13 protein-coding genes are annotated in these 14,948 nt (G+C 60.5%); 10 read left to right on the top strand and 3 right to left on the bottom strand.

Translation table 11 applies throughout. The features are described 5' to 3' along the window. Window positions 1–198: 198 nt before the first annotated feature. Window positions 199–543, bottom strand: a complete 345-nt coding sequence (locus tag BK670_RS19110; protein WP_123452009.1) for a pilin assembly protein — start codon at window positions 541–543, stop codon at window positions 199–201. Window positions 544–756: 213 nt separating this feature from the next. Between BK670_RS19110 and ppc the strand changes: the two genes are divergently transcribed. The 7 genes from ppc to BK670_RS19145 all read left to right on the top strand — a co-directional run bounded on the left by ppc (window position 757) and on the right by BK670_RS19145 (window position 8,046). Further along, a complete protein-coding gene (gene ppc, locus BK670_RS19115; protein WP_123452011.1) occupies window positions 757–3,387 on the top strand; it encodes a phosphoenolpyruvate carboxylase in 2,631 nt (876 codons plus the stop codon). A gap of 301 nt (window positions 3,388–3,688) precedes the next feature. Then, window positions 3,689–4,339, top strand: coding sequence for an adenylate kinase (adk, locus tag BK670_RS19120; protein WP_102900560.1), 651 nt, complete (start codon window positions 3,689–3,691; stop codon window positions 4,337–4,339). A gap of 92 nt (window positions 4,340–4,431) precedes the next feature. Further along, complete coding sequence (tsaB, locus tag BK670_RS19125) at window positions 4,432–5,106, top strand: tRNA (adenosine(37)-N6)-threonylcarbamoyltransferase complex dimerization subunit type 1 TsaB (protein WP_123452013.1); 675 nt, start codon at window positions 4,432–4,434, stop codon at window positions 5,104–5,106. A gap of 222 nt (window positions 5,107–5,328) precedes the next feature. Continuing rightward, on the top strand, window positions 5,329–5,637 hold the full coding sequence (locus BK670_RS19130) for a hypothetical protein (RefSeq protein WP_123452015.1): 309 nt from the start codon (window positions 5,329–5,331) through the stop codon (window positions 5,635–5,637). After that, window positions 5,637–6,497 carry a DUF72 domain-containing protein gene (locus BK670_RS19135; RefSeq protein ID WP_123452017.1) on the top strand — a complete coding sequence of 287 codons (861 nt, stop codon included), beginning with the start codon at window positions 5,637–5,639 and terminating at the stop codon, window positions 6,495–6,497. The genes BK670_RS19130 and BK670_RS19135 overlap by 1 nt, the downstream gene beginning before the upstream one ends. 32 nt (window positions 6,498–6,529) lie before the next feature. Further along, window positions 6,530–7,351 carry an isocitrate lyase/PEP mutase family protein gene (locus BK670_RS19140; RefSeq protein ID WP_123452019.1) on the top strand — a complete coding sequence of 274 codons (822 nt, stop codon included), beginning with the start codon at window positions 6,530–6,532 and terminating at the stop codon, window positions 7,349–7,351. Window positions 7,352–7,353: 2 nt separating this feature from the next. Next, the gene (locus tag BK670_RS19145; protein WP_123452021.1) at window positions 7,354–8,046 is read left to right on the top strand and encodes an extensin-like domain-containing protein; all 693 of its coding nucleotides are present in this window, start codon (window positions 7,354–7,356) and stop codon (window positions 8,044–8,046) included. 3 nt (window positions 8,047–8,049) lie between these two features. Here BK670_RS19145 and BK670_RS19150 read toward each other — a convergent pair whose 3' ends face one another. Next, window positions 8,050–8,670 carry an energy transducer TonB gene (locus BK670_RS19150; RefSeq protein ID WP_093436665.1) on the bottom strand — a complete coding sequence of 207 codons (621 nt, stop codon included), beginning with the start codon at window positions 8,668–8,670 and terminating at the stop codon, window positions 8,050–8,052. A gap of 92 nt (window positions 8,671–8,762) precedes the next feature. Here BK670_RS19150 and BK670_RS19155 point away from each other — a divergent pair, with 92 nt between their 5' ends. Then, on the top strand, window positions 8,763–9,545 hold the full coding sequence (locus tag BK670_RS19155; RefSeq protein WP_123452835.1) for a class I SAM-dependent methyltransferase: 783 nt from the start codon (window positions 8,763–8,765) through the stop codon (window positions 9,543–9,545). 107 nt (window positions 9,546–9,652) lie between these two features. Here BK670_RS19155 and BK670_RS19160 read toward each other — a convergent pair whose 3' ends face one another. Then, window positions 9,653–10,288: a TetR/AcrR family transcriptional regulator gene (locus BK670_RS19160; protein WP_123452023.1), complete on the bottom strand. Its 636-nt coding sequence runs from the start codon at window positions 10,286–10,288 to the stop codon at window positions 9,653–9,655. 94 nt (window positions 10,289–10,382) lie between these two features. Between BK670_RS19160 and BK670_RS19165 the strand changes: the two genes are divergently transcribed. After that, the gene (locus BK670_RS19165; RefSeq protein ID WP_123452025.1) at window positions 10,383–11,483 is read left to right on the top strand and encodes an efflux RND transporter periplasmic adaptor subunit; all 1,101 of its coding nucleotides are present in this window, start codon (window positions 10,383–10,385) and stop codon (window positions 11,481–11,483) included. A gap of 6 nt (window positions 11,484–11,489) precedes the next feature. Continuing rightward, the gene (locus BK670_RS19170; protein ID WP_123452027.1) at window positions 11,490–14,561 is read left to right on the top strand and encodes an efflux RND transporter permease subunit; all 3,072 of its coding nucleotides are present in this window, start codon (window positions 11,490–11,492) and stop codon (window positions 14,559–14,561) included. The last annotated feature ends 387 nt before the right edge of the window (window positions 14,562–14,948 follow it).

Below are 14,948 nucleotides of genomic sequence, written 5' to 3' on the forward strand. Positions count from 1 at the left end.
CTGGGACGGGAACTTTGGCGGGAGAGAGTGGTACGCGCGGGTGTTTCCAATACTGAAAACACGTCGATCTAGAGGCAGAAATGCAGTCAATGTGGGAGCGAGCCTGCTCGCGAAAGCGGTGTGCCAGTCACCATCAATGTCGACTGATATAACGCATTCGCGAGCAGGCTCGCTCCCACAGTTTTGATCTGTGGAGTGTCAGTGTTTTTGCTTGCCGGCAGTGGCCGAGAGGTCATGCAGATGCCGGCGCGAAAGGGCCAGGAAACGCGGTGTCGGGCCGACGTCTTCGTACAGCGGATCACCTTCCTCATCGGTCGCCACCACGGTCGAACCCTTCACATACGGCAGGCTCGCTTCAAACTCTTCAAGCGCCGCGCCGATCAGTTCGCCGAGCAGTTCTTCGACATGACGTTTGGGGTACATCTCGGTAATCGCCGCCAGACGCGCAGCGGCTTCAACGTCCAGATGAATCGCATAGCCAGTGTCGGTCAGGCGACCCTTGGCGTTTTCTTCCCAATGCTGGGCGAGTTCACGAATTTTCATGATGACCTCATTTCGCACCTGCTCATGGCAGGTCTGGGTGAGTGTCCGCCGGGGGCGGCGGCAAGCCGTTGTACGGCTTACTGTTGAGACTAGCTTTCACGCACAAGGTTTAACGTCCCTTCGTCGGCTGCTTGTAAGAAGCGTCACAGAGCGGCACTCTCTAGGTCATGCACTCGTTTCTAAGCCGTCCGGATTACTGCTGGGGAATTGCTGATGACCGATATTGATGCACGCTTGCGCGAAGACGTTCACCTGCTCGGAGAGCTGCTGGGCAACACCATTCGAGATCAATACGGCGAGGCCTTCCTCGACAAGATCGAGCAGATCCGCAAGGGCGCCAAGGCCGACCGGCGTGGCTCGATGGACGCCGAACTGAGCGCCAGCCTCAATCAATTGAGCGAAGACGAATTGCTCCCCGTGGCGCGAGCGTTCAACCAGTTTCTCAACCTGGCGAACATCGCCGAGCAGTATCAGTTGATTCATCGTCGCGAAGAATCGCAGCCGGCGCCATTCGAATCCCGGGTGCTGCCGGAATTGCTCGCGCGTTTGCGCAATGAAGGCCACAGCGCCGAGTCGCTGGCGCGGCAACTGGCGCGTCTGGAAATCGAACTGGTCTTGACCGCGCACCCGACCGAGGTGGCGCGGCGCACGCTGATCCAGAAGTACGACGCGATCGCCGGGCAACTCGCCGCGCAGGATCATCGCGACCTGACCACAGCCGAACGCGAACAGATTCAAAACACCCTGCAACGACTGATCGCCGAAGCCTGGCACACCGAAGAAATCCGCCGCACGCGCCCGACGCCAGTCGATGAAGCCAAATGGGGTTTCGCGGTCATCGAACACTCACTGTGGCAGGCGATTCCCAACCATATGCGCAAGGCCGACAAGGCGTTGTATGAAGCGACCGGCTTGCGTCTGCCATTGGAGGCCGCGCCGATTCGCTTTGCGTCGTGGATGGGCGGCGACCGTGACGGCAACCCCAACGTCACCGCAGCAGTAACCCGCGAAGTGTTGCTGCTGGCGCGCTGGATGGCCGCCGATCTGTATTTGCGCGATGTCGATCATTTGGCTGCCGAACTGTCGATGCAACAGGCCAGCGATGCCCTCAAAGCCCAGGCCGGCGATAGCGCCGAACCGTATCGCGCGGTGCTCAAGCAACTGCGCGAACGCCTGCGCGCCACGCGCAATTGGGCACACGCTGCGCTGACTGCACCGACGCCAGCGCCGGCAGACGTGCTGCACAACAACCGCGATCTGCTCGATCCGCTGGAGCTGTGCTTCAACTCGCTGCACGAGTGCGGCATGGGCGTGATCGCTGATGGTCCGTTGCTCGACTGCCTGCGTCGGGCGGTGACCTTCGGCCTGTTCCTCGTGCGCCTGGACGTGCGTCAGGACTCGTCGCGGCACAGTTCGGCGATGACGGAGATCACCGATTACCTCGGCCTCGGTCGCTATGAAGACTGGGATGAAGAGCAACGAATCAGCTTCCTGACCCGCGAACTGAGCAACCGTCGGCCCCTGCTGCCAGCGCATTTCAAACCGTCAGCCGACACCGCCGAAGTGCTCAACACCTGCAAGGAAATCGCTGCGGCGCCGGGTGCTTCGCTGGGTTCCTACGTCATCTCCATGGCCGGCGCGGCTTCCGATGTACTTGCCGTGCAACTGTTGCTCAAAGAGTCCGGCGTGCTGCGGCCGATGCGCGTGGTGCCGCTGTTCGAAACCCTCGCCGACCTCGACAACGCCGGGCCGGTGATGGAGCGTTTGTTGCTGCTGCCGGGTTACCGCGCACGGCTGCAAGGCCCGCAGGAAGTGATGATCGGCTACTCCGATTCCGCCAAGGACGCTGGCACCACGGCGGCGGCCTGGGCGCAATATCGGGCGCAGGAACGCTTGGTGGAAATCTGCCGCGAGCAACAAGTCGAACTGCTGCTGTTCCATGGTCGCGGCGGCACCGTAGGGCGTGGCGGCGGTCCGGCGCACGCGGCGATTCTGTCGCAACCGCCGGGATCGGTGGCCGGGCGGTTCCGCACCACCGAGCAGGGGGAAATGATTCGATTCAAATTCGGCCTGCCGGACATCGCCGAGCAAAATCTCAATCTGTATCTGGCGGCAGTGCTTGAAGCAACATTGCTGCCGCCTCCACCGCCAACGCCCGAATGGCGTCATCTGATGGATGAGTTGGCGGCTGATGGTGTCAGCGCTTATCGCCAGGTGGTGCGAGAAAATCCGCAATTCGTCGAGTACTTCCGTCAGTCCACACCTGAGCAGGAGTTGGGGCGTTTACCACTCGGCAGTCGTCCGGCCAAACGTCGCGCCGGCGGCATCGAAAGCCTGCGGGCGATTCCGTGGATTTTCGGCTGGACGCAAACGCGGCTGATGCTGCCGGCGTGGCTCGGCTGGGAATCGGCGTTGAGCAAGGCGCTGGAGCGCGGCGAAGGCGAATTGCTCGGGCAGATGCGCGAACAATGGCCGTTCTTCCGTACGCGTATCGACATGCTGGAAATGGTGCTGGCCAAGGCTGATGCGGATATTGCGCTGTCCTACGATCAGCGTCTGGTCGAGCCGGACTTGCTGCCGTTGGGCGCGCAGTTACGCGACCTATTGTCGCAGGCGTGCGCAGTGGTACTCGGCCTGACTGGCCAGTCGCAGCTGCTGGCACATAGCCCTGACACCCTTGAATTCATCCGACTGCGCAACACCTACCTCGACCCGCTGCATCTATTGCAGGCCGAGCTGCTGGCCCGTTCGCGGCAGCAGGATGTCGAGCAGGGCAGCCCGGTGGAACAGGCGTTGCTGGTGTCTGTGGCGGGGATTGCCGCCGGTTTGCGAAATACCGGCTAACGTTTTTGTCGTGGGGCGCGGCACCGGCAACCAGCGCCGGATGCCGCTTTGCCTGACGGCGGAAAGTGCCGCCAGGCGACAGTTAATGATGGGGTTGCGACTTGGGTTACCGCGTCGCAAGGTCGCGGGGGGCGTCGGTTTCTCCGACTTTTGGCGTCTTGTGTGGGCGCAGCCTGCTGTGTATCTTGATCAGCCTTTGGCCGTTTGTGCGGCCACGACCCGTATTTTTCAGGATTCGTCCCAAGCGGCGAATCCTTTGTTTTGTAAAAGCTTTTTATAAAAAAATTGAGGAGCACATCTAATGCGCGTCATTCTGCTGGGAGCTCCCGGGGCCGGTAAAGGTACTCAGGCTAAGTTCATCACCGAAAAATTCGGCATTCCGCAAATCTCCACCGGCGACATGCTGCGTGCAGCGGTCAAGGCTGGTACGCCACTGGGCGTTCAAGCCAAGAGCATCATGGATGCCGGCGGCCTGGTGTCGGATGACCTGATCATCGCACTGGTTCAGGATCGTATCGCTCAGCCAGACTGCGCCAACGGCTTCCTGTTCGACGGCTTCCCGCGCACCATTCCGCAGGCTGAAGCACTGGTCACTGCCGGCGTTGAGCTGGATGCCGTGGTGGAAATCGCGGTTGAAGACGAAGAAATCGTTCAACGCATCGCCGGTCGTCGTGTTCACGAAGCCAGCGGCCGCGTTTACCACATCGTCTACAACCCGCCGAAAATCGCGGGTAAAGACGACATCACTGGCGAAGAGCTGGTACAGCGCAAGGACGACACCGAAGAAACCGTACGTCATCGTCTGTCGGTCTACCATTCGCAGACCAAGCCGCTGGTGGAGTTCTATCAGAGCCTGTCCGCCAAAAACGCTGGCAAGCCGAAGTACAGCCACATTCCTGGCGTTGGCTCGGTAGAAGCCATCACTGCCAAGGTGCTTGAAGCGCTGAGCTGAAATAGCTGATTTGCTGCATCATCCACGGCCCGCTTGCGGGCCGTAGTTGTTTATACTGACGCCCTTTTCCCACACCTGTTTTGGAAACATCGATGAGCACCTTGCTGGCCCTGGACACCGCGACTGAAGCTTGCTCCGTTGCCTTGCTGCATGACGGCAAGGTCACGAGCCATTACGAGGTGATCCCGCGCCTGCACGCGCAGAAGCTGCTGCCGATGATTCAGCAACTGCTGGCCGATGCCGGCACTACGCTGCAGGCGGTCGATGCGATTGCTTTCGGTCGTGGGCCGGGTGCGTTTACCGGGGTGCGGATTGCCATTGGCGTGGTGCAGGGGCTGGCGTTTGCGCTGGATCGTCCGGTGTTGCCGGTGTCCAATCTCGCGGTGCTGGCGCAGCGTGCGTTGCGCGAGCACGGCGTGAGTCAGGTCGCGGCGGCGATCGATGCGCGGATGGATGAAGTGTATTGGGGCTGCTACCGCGAGACGGCGGGGGAGATGCGTCTTGTGGGGGGCGAAGCGGTATTGCCGCCGGAAGTCGCCGCGCTGCCGGCCGATGCCAGTGGCGACTGGTTCGGTGCCGGCACCGGTTGGGGATATGGCGAGCGCATCGCAGTCAGTCTGACTGGTTCGGATGCCGGCATGCTGCCCCACGCCGAAGACCTGCTGACCCTGGCGCGCTTTGCCTGGGAACGCGGCGAGTCGATCCCGGCGGATGACGCGCAACCGGTTTATCTGCGCGACAAAGTCGCCACCCCCAAGGCTCGTTGAGCCTTTAAAAAGATCGCAGCCTTCGGCAGCTCTTACAAGGATCGCATTCCAAATGTAGGAGCTGCCGCAGGCTGCGATCTTTTGATCTTCCAAAGCCAATCGTCAGTTTCTAACCCCTCGCTTTAAACCTTTTGCGCTTTATGTGTTCTAGTTATCACTCGGCAGTTTGCTAAGTCGGTCAAGTGCCGCTAAATTGCCATCATCGATACCGAGCATGAATTTATGCGTATAGACGGCCTTTCCTCTCAGTCCTACCCCATCAAGCGCAAGCCTCGCAAAGGCAATGCAGCGCTAGATGAATCCGTCGACGATATCGACGGCGAGCTGGAATTCCCGACTGAAGCGCAATTGGCCGCCCGCGCTGCCAAAGCCTCGGCACAACGCCTGAGCAATCTGCCTGCCCGTCAGCAAGACATGATCTACCACCGTGCGATGAAAAAGAGCGTAGCCATGGCCCTCGCCAGCTACCTGAGCACCGCCGGTTTTGTCGATTGGGATGCAGACGTGCTGGGCCTTGATCTGTACATCTGATGGATCTGCCTTACTACCTTGGGTGCCCGTCCTGGAGCGATAACGCCTGGCGCGAGTATCTGTACCCGGTAGACGCCAAAACCTCCGAATTCCTCGGTCTCTATTCGCAAGTGTTCAACGCCGTTGAAGGCAACACGACCTTCTACGCCAGCCCGTCGCCCGCCACGGTGCAGCGTTGGGCCGAGGTCATGCCCGAGCACTTTCGTTTCACCGCCAAATTCCCCGGCGACATCAGCCACAGCGGTGATCTGCGCGATCAACTGACCGCCGCCGAGACCTTCCTGCAATTACTCAAGCCCCTCGGTGAGCGGGTCTCGCCGCTGTGGCTGCAACTGTCGAAAAGCTTTACGCCGCAGCGGCTGCCGGAACTGGCGGCGTTCATTGATGCGCTGGATTGCCCGTTGGCAGTGGAAGTGCGGCATGAACAGTTCTTTGCCAAGGGCGAGAGCGAACGCTTGCTCAATCGCTTGCTGCTGGACCGGGGCGTCGAACGCATCTGCCTCGACCCGCGTGCGCTGTTCAGTTGCCTGTCGACCGAATCCTCGGTAATCCACGCACAATCGAAAAAACCGCGAGTGCCGACACGCCCGGCGGCGTTCACCCGGTTCCCGCAAGTGCGCTTCATTGGTCATCCTGAGCTTGAGGCCAACGACCCGTTCCTGCTGCCGTGGGTGGCGAAAATCGCCGAGTGGATCGAAGAGGGGCGCATGCCGTACATCTTCCTTCATACGGCCGACAACCTGTTGGCTGCAAAACTGGCGCAACGTTTTCACGCACAACTGATGCAACGTTTGCCTGGCCTGCCAGCGCTGCCTGAGCTATACAGAGAACCCGCCGCGGAGCAACTTGGCCTGCTCTGAGGCGGATTTTTTTCCTGCTCAGGAGCCTGCCGATGGATGCCCAAGCCCGTAAAGCCCACGCCTTCAAAGCCCTGCATGAACGTCCGGGGATTTTCGTGATTCCCAATCCGTGGGATGCCGGGTCGGCAAAAATGCTCGCCAGCCTCGGCTATCAGGCCCTCGCGACCACCAGCGCCGGTTATGCGTTTTCCCAAGGCAAGGCCGATGGCGCGCTGAGTCTTGATGAGACCTTGGCCAATGTCCGCGCGATTGTCGCCGCTACTGATTTGCCGGTAGCGGTGGATTTGGAAAACGGTTTCGCCGATGACCCGACCGAGGCCGCGAAAAGCTTGCTGCGTGCTGCCGAGGCGGGCGCCGTCGGTGGCTCGATCGAAGACGCCACGGGCCGCGCGGATGCGCCGATCTATTGCTTCGAACACGCCGTGGCGCGCATCGAAGCCGCCGTCGCCGCTGTGCGCACGTTGCCATTTCCCTTCATCCTCACCGCCCGTGCGGAAAACTATCTGCACGGCAATCCCGACATCAACGACACTATTCGCCGCTTGCAGGCCTTCGCCGAAGCGGGCGCCGACGTGTTGTACGCGCCGGGTTTGCGCAGCGCCGAAGAAGTGCTGGCGGTGGTGCGCGCGGTGGCGCCGAAACCGGTCAATGTGCTGATGTCCGGCGGTTTGAAACTGACCGTGCAGGAACTGCAAGAAATGGGCGTGCGGCGCATCAGCACCGGTTCGGCGCTGGCGTTGGCAGCGTTCGGCGAGTTCTTCCGCGCCGCTGAAGAGATCCAGCAGTCCGGCACGTTCGGCTTTACCTCGCAGTCGATGCCGTACGCCAAGGCCAATCAGTTCTTCAAGGGCTGAACATGGGGCGATGGATTGCGCTTACCGTGCTGCTGATCATTGGTGGTGCGTTGATCAGTGTCTGGCGCGGTTGGCTGGACGTACCACCAGAATGGAATCCATGGGCGCCGCTGGATGTGAAAGCCACGCCGAACTGGCTGACCGGCTACAAGCTGATGCGTTTGCGCAGTGATGCTGAACTCTGCGCCCGGGCGTTGGGCAGTTCCGATCTGCGCGTCACGCGGCAAGCCGACAGCCCTGACGCCAAGTGCCCGCTGATCGGCGCCTTGCGCGTACAGGGCGGCGAGGTGGCGCTGAGCAGCAGTTTCCTCGCCAGTTGTCCGTTGGCGGTGGCTTACGCGATGTTTGAACACCACACGCTGCAACCCGCCGCACAATCCGTTTACGGGCAAAAGGTCGCGCGGATTGATCACCTCGGCAGCTTCGCCTGTCGCAATGTCTACAATCGCGAAAGCGGGGCGCTAAGCCGCCATGCCAGTGCGGATGCGCTGGACATCGCCGGATTTCGCCTGGCGGATGGCCGCACGGTCAGTGTGCTCAAAGACTGGCCGAAGCAAAATCAGGACGCGCAGTTTCTGCGTCAACTGCGCGACGGCGCCTGCGAAGCGTTCAGTGTGGTGTTGAGCCCGGATTACAACGCCGCCCATCGCAATCACTTTCATGTCGATGTCGGGCGTTGGAGCGTGTGTCGCTGAGGGTTAGGCGGCGAGGCGCAGGTTCTGCAGAACGATCGGGCGCGCCCAACCGTTATCGAAGTCCAGCGCTTTCTGTTGCTCGACGATTTCTTCCGGCGGGAACGGCGGATAAGGCTTTTGCAGCAGATCCAGGTCGAATTCGGCAATCGGCAGGTACAGCGGCTTCTTCTGCGGGGCCGGGCCAGGCTCTGGAACGGGCTGACCATTGTTGATGACCACCGGGCGAACCCAACTGCTGTCAAAATCCTGCTGCGCCTGCTGAGCTTGCAGTTCTTCTGGCGGGAACGGTGGGAACGGCTTGTCCAGCAGTTCCATTTCGAATTCGGCGATCGGCAGGAACAATGGCTCCGGCGGACGCACTTCGGTTTCCACCACATCGCACTCGCGCTGGCTGACGATGTGTGCGTGCAGCTCGCTGCCGATGGTCGGTTCTTCCGGGCTGCTCAGATCTACCGGCGGAAACGTGCCGCAGGCGGGCACCACTTCACTCGTCTGTTCGGCCATCGCCTGGGCAAAGAAATCCTGCCACAGGTGACTGACGCCGCTCAGTGCTTGAGTGTTGTGACGGCTAAAGTCGCCATGGGGCGAGATGTAGCCAATCGATGTGGGAAGAATGCCTGACATTTTTTTCGGTTGACGCTCAGCTCTGGCAAAATGCGCGTTGAATGAATTATCGGCGGTTTTTGCCGATCCTTGAATTTTTGAGCGTGTTTTCCATGATCGAGCAACCTGCGGCCTGCCGCATCCATGTCCAGGCCCTTGGCGCAGCGTTTGAAGCGCAAGCCGGGCAGTGGGCCGAACGCCTGGGACTGCCGCGTGAAGTGGCGGACGGCGAGTTTGCCTTACAGGTTGGCGAGCAGGGTTTGCAACTGCAACAGCTCGGCCCGGACGCACCGGGGCCGGTGCGGGTCGACTTCGTTGAGGGCGGCGCGGCACATCGGCGTTTATACGGTGGCGGCAGCGGGCAGATGATCGCCAAGGCTGTCGGCATCGCCCAAGGTGTGCGTCCGCGAGTGCTGGATGCCACGGCGGGTTTGGGCAAGGATGCGTTCGTGCTGGCCAGCCTTGGTTGCGAGATGAGCCTGATCGAGCGCCAGCCGCTGATTGGCGCGTTGCTGGAGGACGGTCTGGCGCGGGCGGCGGAAGATTTCGACGTGGCGCCGATTGTGGCGCGGATGACGTTGCTCAAAGGCAATTCCATCGAGGTCATGCAGAACTGGGAAGGGGAGCCGCCGCAGGTGATCTATCTCGATCCGATGTTTCCCCATCGCGAGAAGACGGCGCTGGTGAAGAAGGAAATGCGCCTGTTCCGGCCTTTGGTGGGCGATGACCCGGATGCGCCGGCGCTGTTGCAGGCTGCTTTGGCATTGGCCACGCACCGGGTGGTGGTCAAGCGGCCGCGCAAGGCGCCGTGTATTGATGGGCCGAAACCGAGTCATGCGTTGGATGGCAAATCGAGCCGCTATGACATTTACCCGAAGAAAGCGCTCAAGCCCTGAGATCGAGTCGCCGCATTCGCGAGCAGGCTCGCTCCCACCTTGGAATGCATTTCAACTGTGGGAGCGAGCCTGCTCGCGAAAGCGCCCGCCCAGACACCGCAAGGCTGTCAGGGCCGATAGGCGCGCATAAACAACGCTACAACTTCCTGCACATGGCTTTCCGCTGCCTCTTCAGTCAACGGCTCACCACAGCCATACAGCAAACGAAAATTCCCCGCACCCTTGATCAGGCAAAAGAAGTGCTCAGCGGCATTGCGTGGCAGATCAATGCTCAGCGCGCCGGTCTCGTGGACGCGCGTCAACAGCCGTTCCATACCCTGCACCATGCGCTGCGGGCCGGCCTCGAAGAAGATCAGCGACAGCTTCGGGTCCTGACTGCCCAGGGCCATGATCAAACGGTGCAGATTCACCGATTCATCGCTGTTGATCAGGTGATGAAAGCCTCGCGCAATGTTCAGCAACACATTTTCCACGGCGATGCCGTCGGGCAATTCGAAGAACAGTGGCGGTAATTGCTCCTCGCATTTGGCCACCACGGCAGCGGAGAACAGCGTCTCCTTGTCGTTGAAATGGCTGTACACCGTCAACTTCGACACGCCAGCCTCGCTGGCGACCGCGTCCATGCTGGTGTTGGCGTAGCCATGACTCAGAAAAAGGATTTTCGCCGCGTCGAGGATCGCCTGGCGCTTGGCCAGATCCTTGGGGCGGCCCGGGCCGTTTGGAGCTGAAAGATTGTTCGACATTCTTCGCTTTTAATACTGGACTGGTGAGTTTGCTATTAATAACATACCCGCCAGTATAATTATTCCAAGCACCATTAGCGAAAGGTCCGTCACCATGTTCCGCCATGCGTTGTCCCTCGCGTTGCCAGTGAGTCTGGCGTTCCTTTTGTCAGCATGCGGTCAGGAAGAGGCGACGCCAGTCACCGTGCGACCGGCCATGGTGGTGCATCCAGAGCCTTCGGCGCAGGCGATGGAAAGTTATCCGGGCGAGGTGCGTGCCCGTTACGAACCCGATCTGGCGTTCCGCATTGGTGGCAAAGTCAGCCGACGACTGGTCGATGAAGGCCAGCGCGTGAAGGCTGATCAACCGCTCGCTGAACTCGATCCGCAGGACGTGCGCCTGCAACTGGAAGCGACCCGCGCCCAGGTCGCCGCCGCCGAAGCCAATCTCAATCTGGTCCGCGCCGAGCGCGATCGCTACAAGACCCTGATGGATCGGCAGATGGTCAGCCGCTCGGCCTACGACAACGCCGAAAACCTTTACCGCTCCGGTGAGGCCCGCCTCAAACAAATCAAAGCTGAATTCAACGTGTCGACCAATCAGGCCAGTTACGCGGTGTTGCGTGCGCCGCAGGATGGCGTGGTCGCCAAGCGTTCGGTCGAGGTGGGGCAAGTCGTCGCCGCCGGGCAAACCGTGTTCACCCTCGCCACCGACGGCGAGCGCGAAGTGCTGATCAGCCTGCCGGAGCAGAGCTTCGGCCGCTTCAAGGTCGGTCAGCCAGTGACGGTCGAGCTGTGGACGCAACAGAACCAGCGCTTCGCCGGGCAGATCCGCGAACTGTCACCTGCCGCCGATCCGCGCTCGCGCACCTTCGCCGCGCGCATCTCCTTTACCAGCGGCAAAGTCCCGGCCGAACTGGGCCAGAGCGCCCGGGTGTTTGTGCAGTCGGCCGATAGCGTTTCCCTGTCGGTGCCGCTCTCGGCACTCACCGCCGAAAACGGCGCGACCTACGTCTGGGTCGTCAGCGCCAACAACAGTTTGAAGAAAACCCCGGTGCGCGTCGGCCCGTTCGGCGAGAAAACCGTGCCGGTGCTCGAAGGCCTGAACGCCAGTGACTGGGTGGTGGCTGCCGGCGTGCATGTGTTGCTCGATGGTCAGCAGGTGCGTCCGGTGGATCGCTCCAATCGCGTGGTCAATCTGGCGAACAAGGAGTAAGCCCCGATGCGCTTCAACCTTTCCGAATGGGCGTTGCGTAATCGCCAGATCGTACTGTTCCTGATGCTTCTTCTGGCCATCGTCGGTGCGTTGTCCTACACCAAACTCGGCCAGAGTGAGGACCCACCGTTCACGTTCAAAGCCATGGTGATCCAGACTCGCTGGCCGGGGGCGACCGCGCAGGAAGTTTCGCGGCAGGTCACCGAACGTATTGAAAAGAAGCTGATGGAAACCGGCGAGTACGAACGCATCGTGTCGTTCTCGCGCCCCGGTGAATCCCAGGTCACGTTCATTGCCCGCGACTCGATGCATTCCAATCAAATCCCTGACCTCTGGTATCAAGTGCGCAAGAAGGTCAGTGATATTCGCCAGACCCTGCCGCCGGATATTCAGGGGCCGTTTTTCAACGATGAGTTTGGCACCACGTTCGGCAACATCTATGCGCTGACCGGCGACGGTTTCGATTACGCGGTGCTCAAGGATTACGCCGACCGCATCCAGATCCAGCTGCAACGGGTCAAGGATGTCGGCAAGGTCGACCTGCTCGGTTTGCAGGACGAGAAAATCTGGGTCGAACTGTCCAACGTCAAACTCGCGACCCTCGGCTTGCCGCTGGCGGCAGTGCAACAGGCGCTGCAAGAGCAGAACGCGGTCTCGACCGCCGGGTTCTTCGAGACCGGTAGCGAGCGATTGCAGCTACGGGTCTCGGGGAATTTTCAGACGGTCGAGGAGATAAAGAATTTCCCGATCCGCGTCGGCGATCGTACGTTCCGCATCTCCGATGTCGCCGATGTGCGTCGCGGCTTCAACGATCCACCGGCGCCGCGCATGCGCTTCATGGGCGAAGATGCGATTGGTCTTGCGGTGGCGATGAAGGATGGCGGCGACATTCTGGTGCTCGGTAAAGCGCTGGAAGGCCAGTTCTCGCGTATCCAGAAAAACCTCCCGGCCGGCATGCAATTGCGCAAGGTGTCCGACCAGCCTGCGGCGGTGAAAACCGGGGTCGGCGAGTTCGTTCAGGTGCTGGTCGAAGCGCTGGCGATTGTCTTGTTGGTGAGTTTTTTCTCCCTCGGTGTACGCACCGGCATGGTCGTCGCGCTGACCATTCCGCTGGTGCTGGCGATGACCTTCGCCTGCATGTATTACCTCGGCATCGGCCTGCACAAAATTTCCCTTGGCGCGTTGGTGTTGGCGTTGGGCTTGCTGGTGGACGACGCGATCATTGCCGTGGAAATGATGGCGATCAAAATGGAGCAAGGCTTCGATCGGATCAGGGCCGCGAGCTACGCCTGGACCAGTACCGCGTTCCCGATGCTCACCGGTACGTTGATCACTGCCGCCGGATTTCTGCCGATTGCCACGGCGCAATCCGGCACTGGCGAATACACCCGCTCGATCTTCCAGGTGGTGACCATCGCGTTGCTCGCGTCCTGGGTGGCGGCGGTGGTGTTCGTGCCGTACCTGGGGGAAAAACTCCTGCCGGACCTGGCGAAAATTCATGCAGCCAAACATGGCACGGGTGACGGTCAACCAGATCCGTATGGCACACCGTTCTATCAGCGTGTTCGACGTTTGGTGGAGTGGTGCGTGGCGCACCGCAAGACCGTGATCGTGCTGACGGTGGGGCTGTTTATTGCCTCGGTGATGTTGTTCCGTTTCGTCCCGCAGCAGTTTTTCCCGGCCTCCAATCGACTGGAGTTGATGGTCGATCTGAAACTCGCCGAAGGTGCGTCACTGGCCAATACCACTGGCGAGGTCAAACGTCTGGAAGCGATGCTCAAGGATCACGCTGGCATCGACAATTACGTGGCTTATGTTGGCACCGGATCGCCGCGTTTCTACCTGCCGCTGGATCAGCAATTGCCGGCGGCGAGTTTCGCGCAGTTTGTGGTATTGGCGAAAACCATTGAGGAGCGTGAAGCGCTGCGCAGTTGGTTGATCGAGACGCTTAACGAGCAATTCCCGGCGCTGCGTTCGCGGGTTACACGCCTGGAAAACGGTCCGCCGGTTGGCTATCCGGTGCAGTTTCGCGTGACCGGTGAGCACATTGAAGAAGTCCGCGCGTTGGCGCGCAAAGTGGCGGCCAAGGTTCGCGAGAATCCGCACGTGGTCAATGTGCATCTGGATTGGGAAGAACCGAGCAAAGTTGTTTATCTGAATATCGATCAGGATCGCGCGCGGGCATTGGGTGTAAGCACGGCCAATCTGGCGAAATTCCTGCAGAGTTCGCTGACCGGGTCGAGTGTCAGCCAGTATCGCGAAGACAACGAGTTGATCGAGATTCTGCTGCGCGGCACGGTGCATGAACGCACTGAATTGTCCTTGCTGCCGAGTCTGGCGGTGCCGACGGATAACGGCCGCAGCGTGGCGTTGTCGCAGATTGCCACGCTGGAATACGGCTTTGAGGAAGGGATTATCTGGCACCGCAATCGTCTGCCGAACGTGACCGTACGGGCGGATATTTATGGCAAGGAGCAGCCGGCGACATTGGTGAAGCAGATCATGCCGACGCTGGATTCGATTCGTGCTGAATTGCCCGATGGTTATCTGCTGGATGTCGGCGGTACGGTGGAGGATTCCGAGCGTGGGCAGAAGTCGGTGAATGCCGGGGTGCCGATGTTCATTGTCGTGGTGCTGACCCTGCTGATGGTGCAGTTGCGCAGTTTTTCGCGCACGGCGATGGTGTTTTTGACGGCGCCGCTGGGGTTGATCGGGGTGACGCTGTTTTTGATGGTGTTCCGTCAGCCGTTCGGTTTTGTGGCGATGTTGGGGACGATTGCCTTGTCCGGGATGATCATGCGTAACTCGGTGATTCTGGTGGATCAGATCGAGCAGGATATTGCCTCGGGGCTTAAGCCTTGGCAGGCGATTATCGAGGCTACGGTTCGACGCTTCAGGCCGATTGTGTTGACGGCGCTGGCGGCGGTGCTGGCGATGATTCCGTTGTCGCGCAGTGTGTTTTTCGGGCCGATGGCGGTGGCGATCATGGGGGGGTTGATTGTTGCGACTGCGTTGACGCTGTTGTTTTTGCCGGCGTTGTATGCGGCCTGGTTCAGGGTTCGCAAAGACGCCGTTTGATTTGTGGTTTGTGTGGCGGCCTTCGGGCCGACCATGCTCTTGGGGTTTTGGGTGAATATCCGTTTGTGCGGGTGATGCCGCTGGCGGTTTCGCTCTTACAGCGAGTCCCTTTGGCAAACGCCCCAAAGGAACCAAAGGTCTTTGCCCTGACGTTCGGCCCGCTCGCTAAGGCTCGGGGTTCCTTCGCTCCGGGATCGATCCGGGGGCATCGCCTACGGTTTGCTTCGCTGCACCTCCTCTCGATGTGTTTGGCTTCGCCAAACGGTCGCTACGCTCCCACCCCCGGATCAATCCCTCCACTCAGCCTGCCGACGGGCTCTAAGATCAAAAGCTGCAGCCGAGCTAACGCTCATCCTGTTGAGTGGTTAAGAGCAGAGGCGATCTGTT

The organism is Pseudomonas fluorescens (assembly GCF_003732425.1).
GTDB classification, from domain to species: Bacteria; Pseudomonadota; Gammaproteobacteria; order Pseudomonadales; family Pseudomonadaceae; genus Aquipseudomonas; species Aquipseudomonas fluorescens_BE.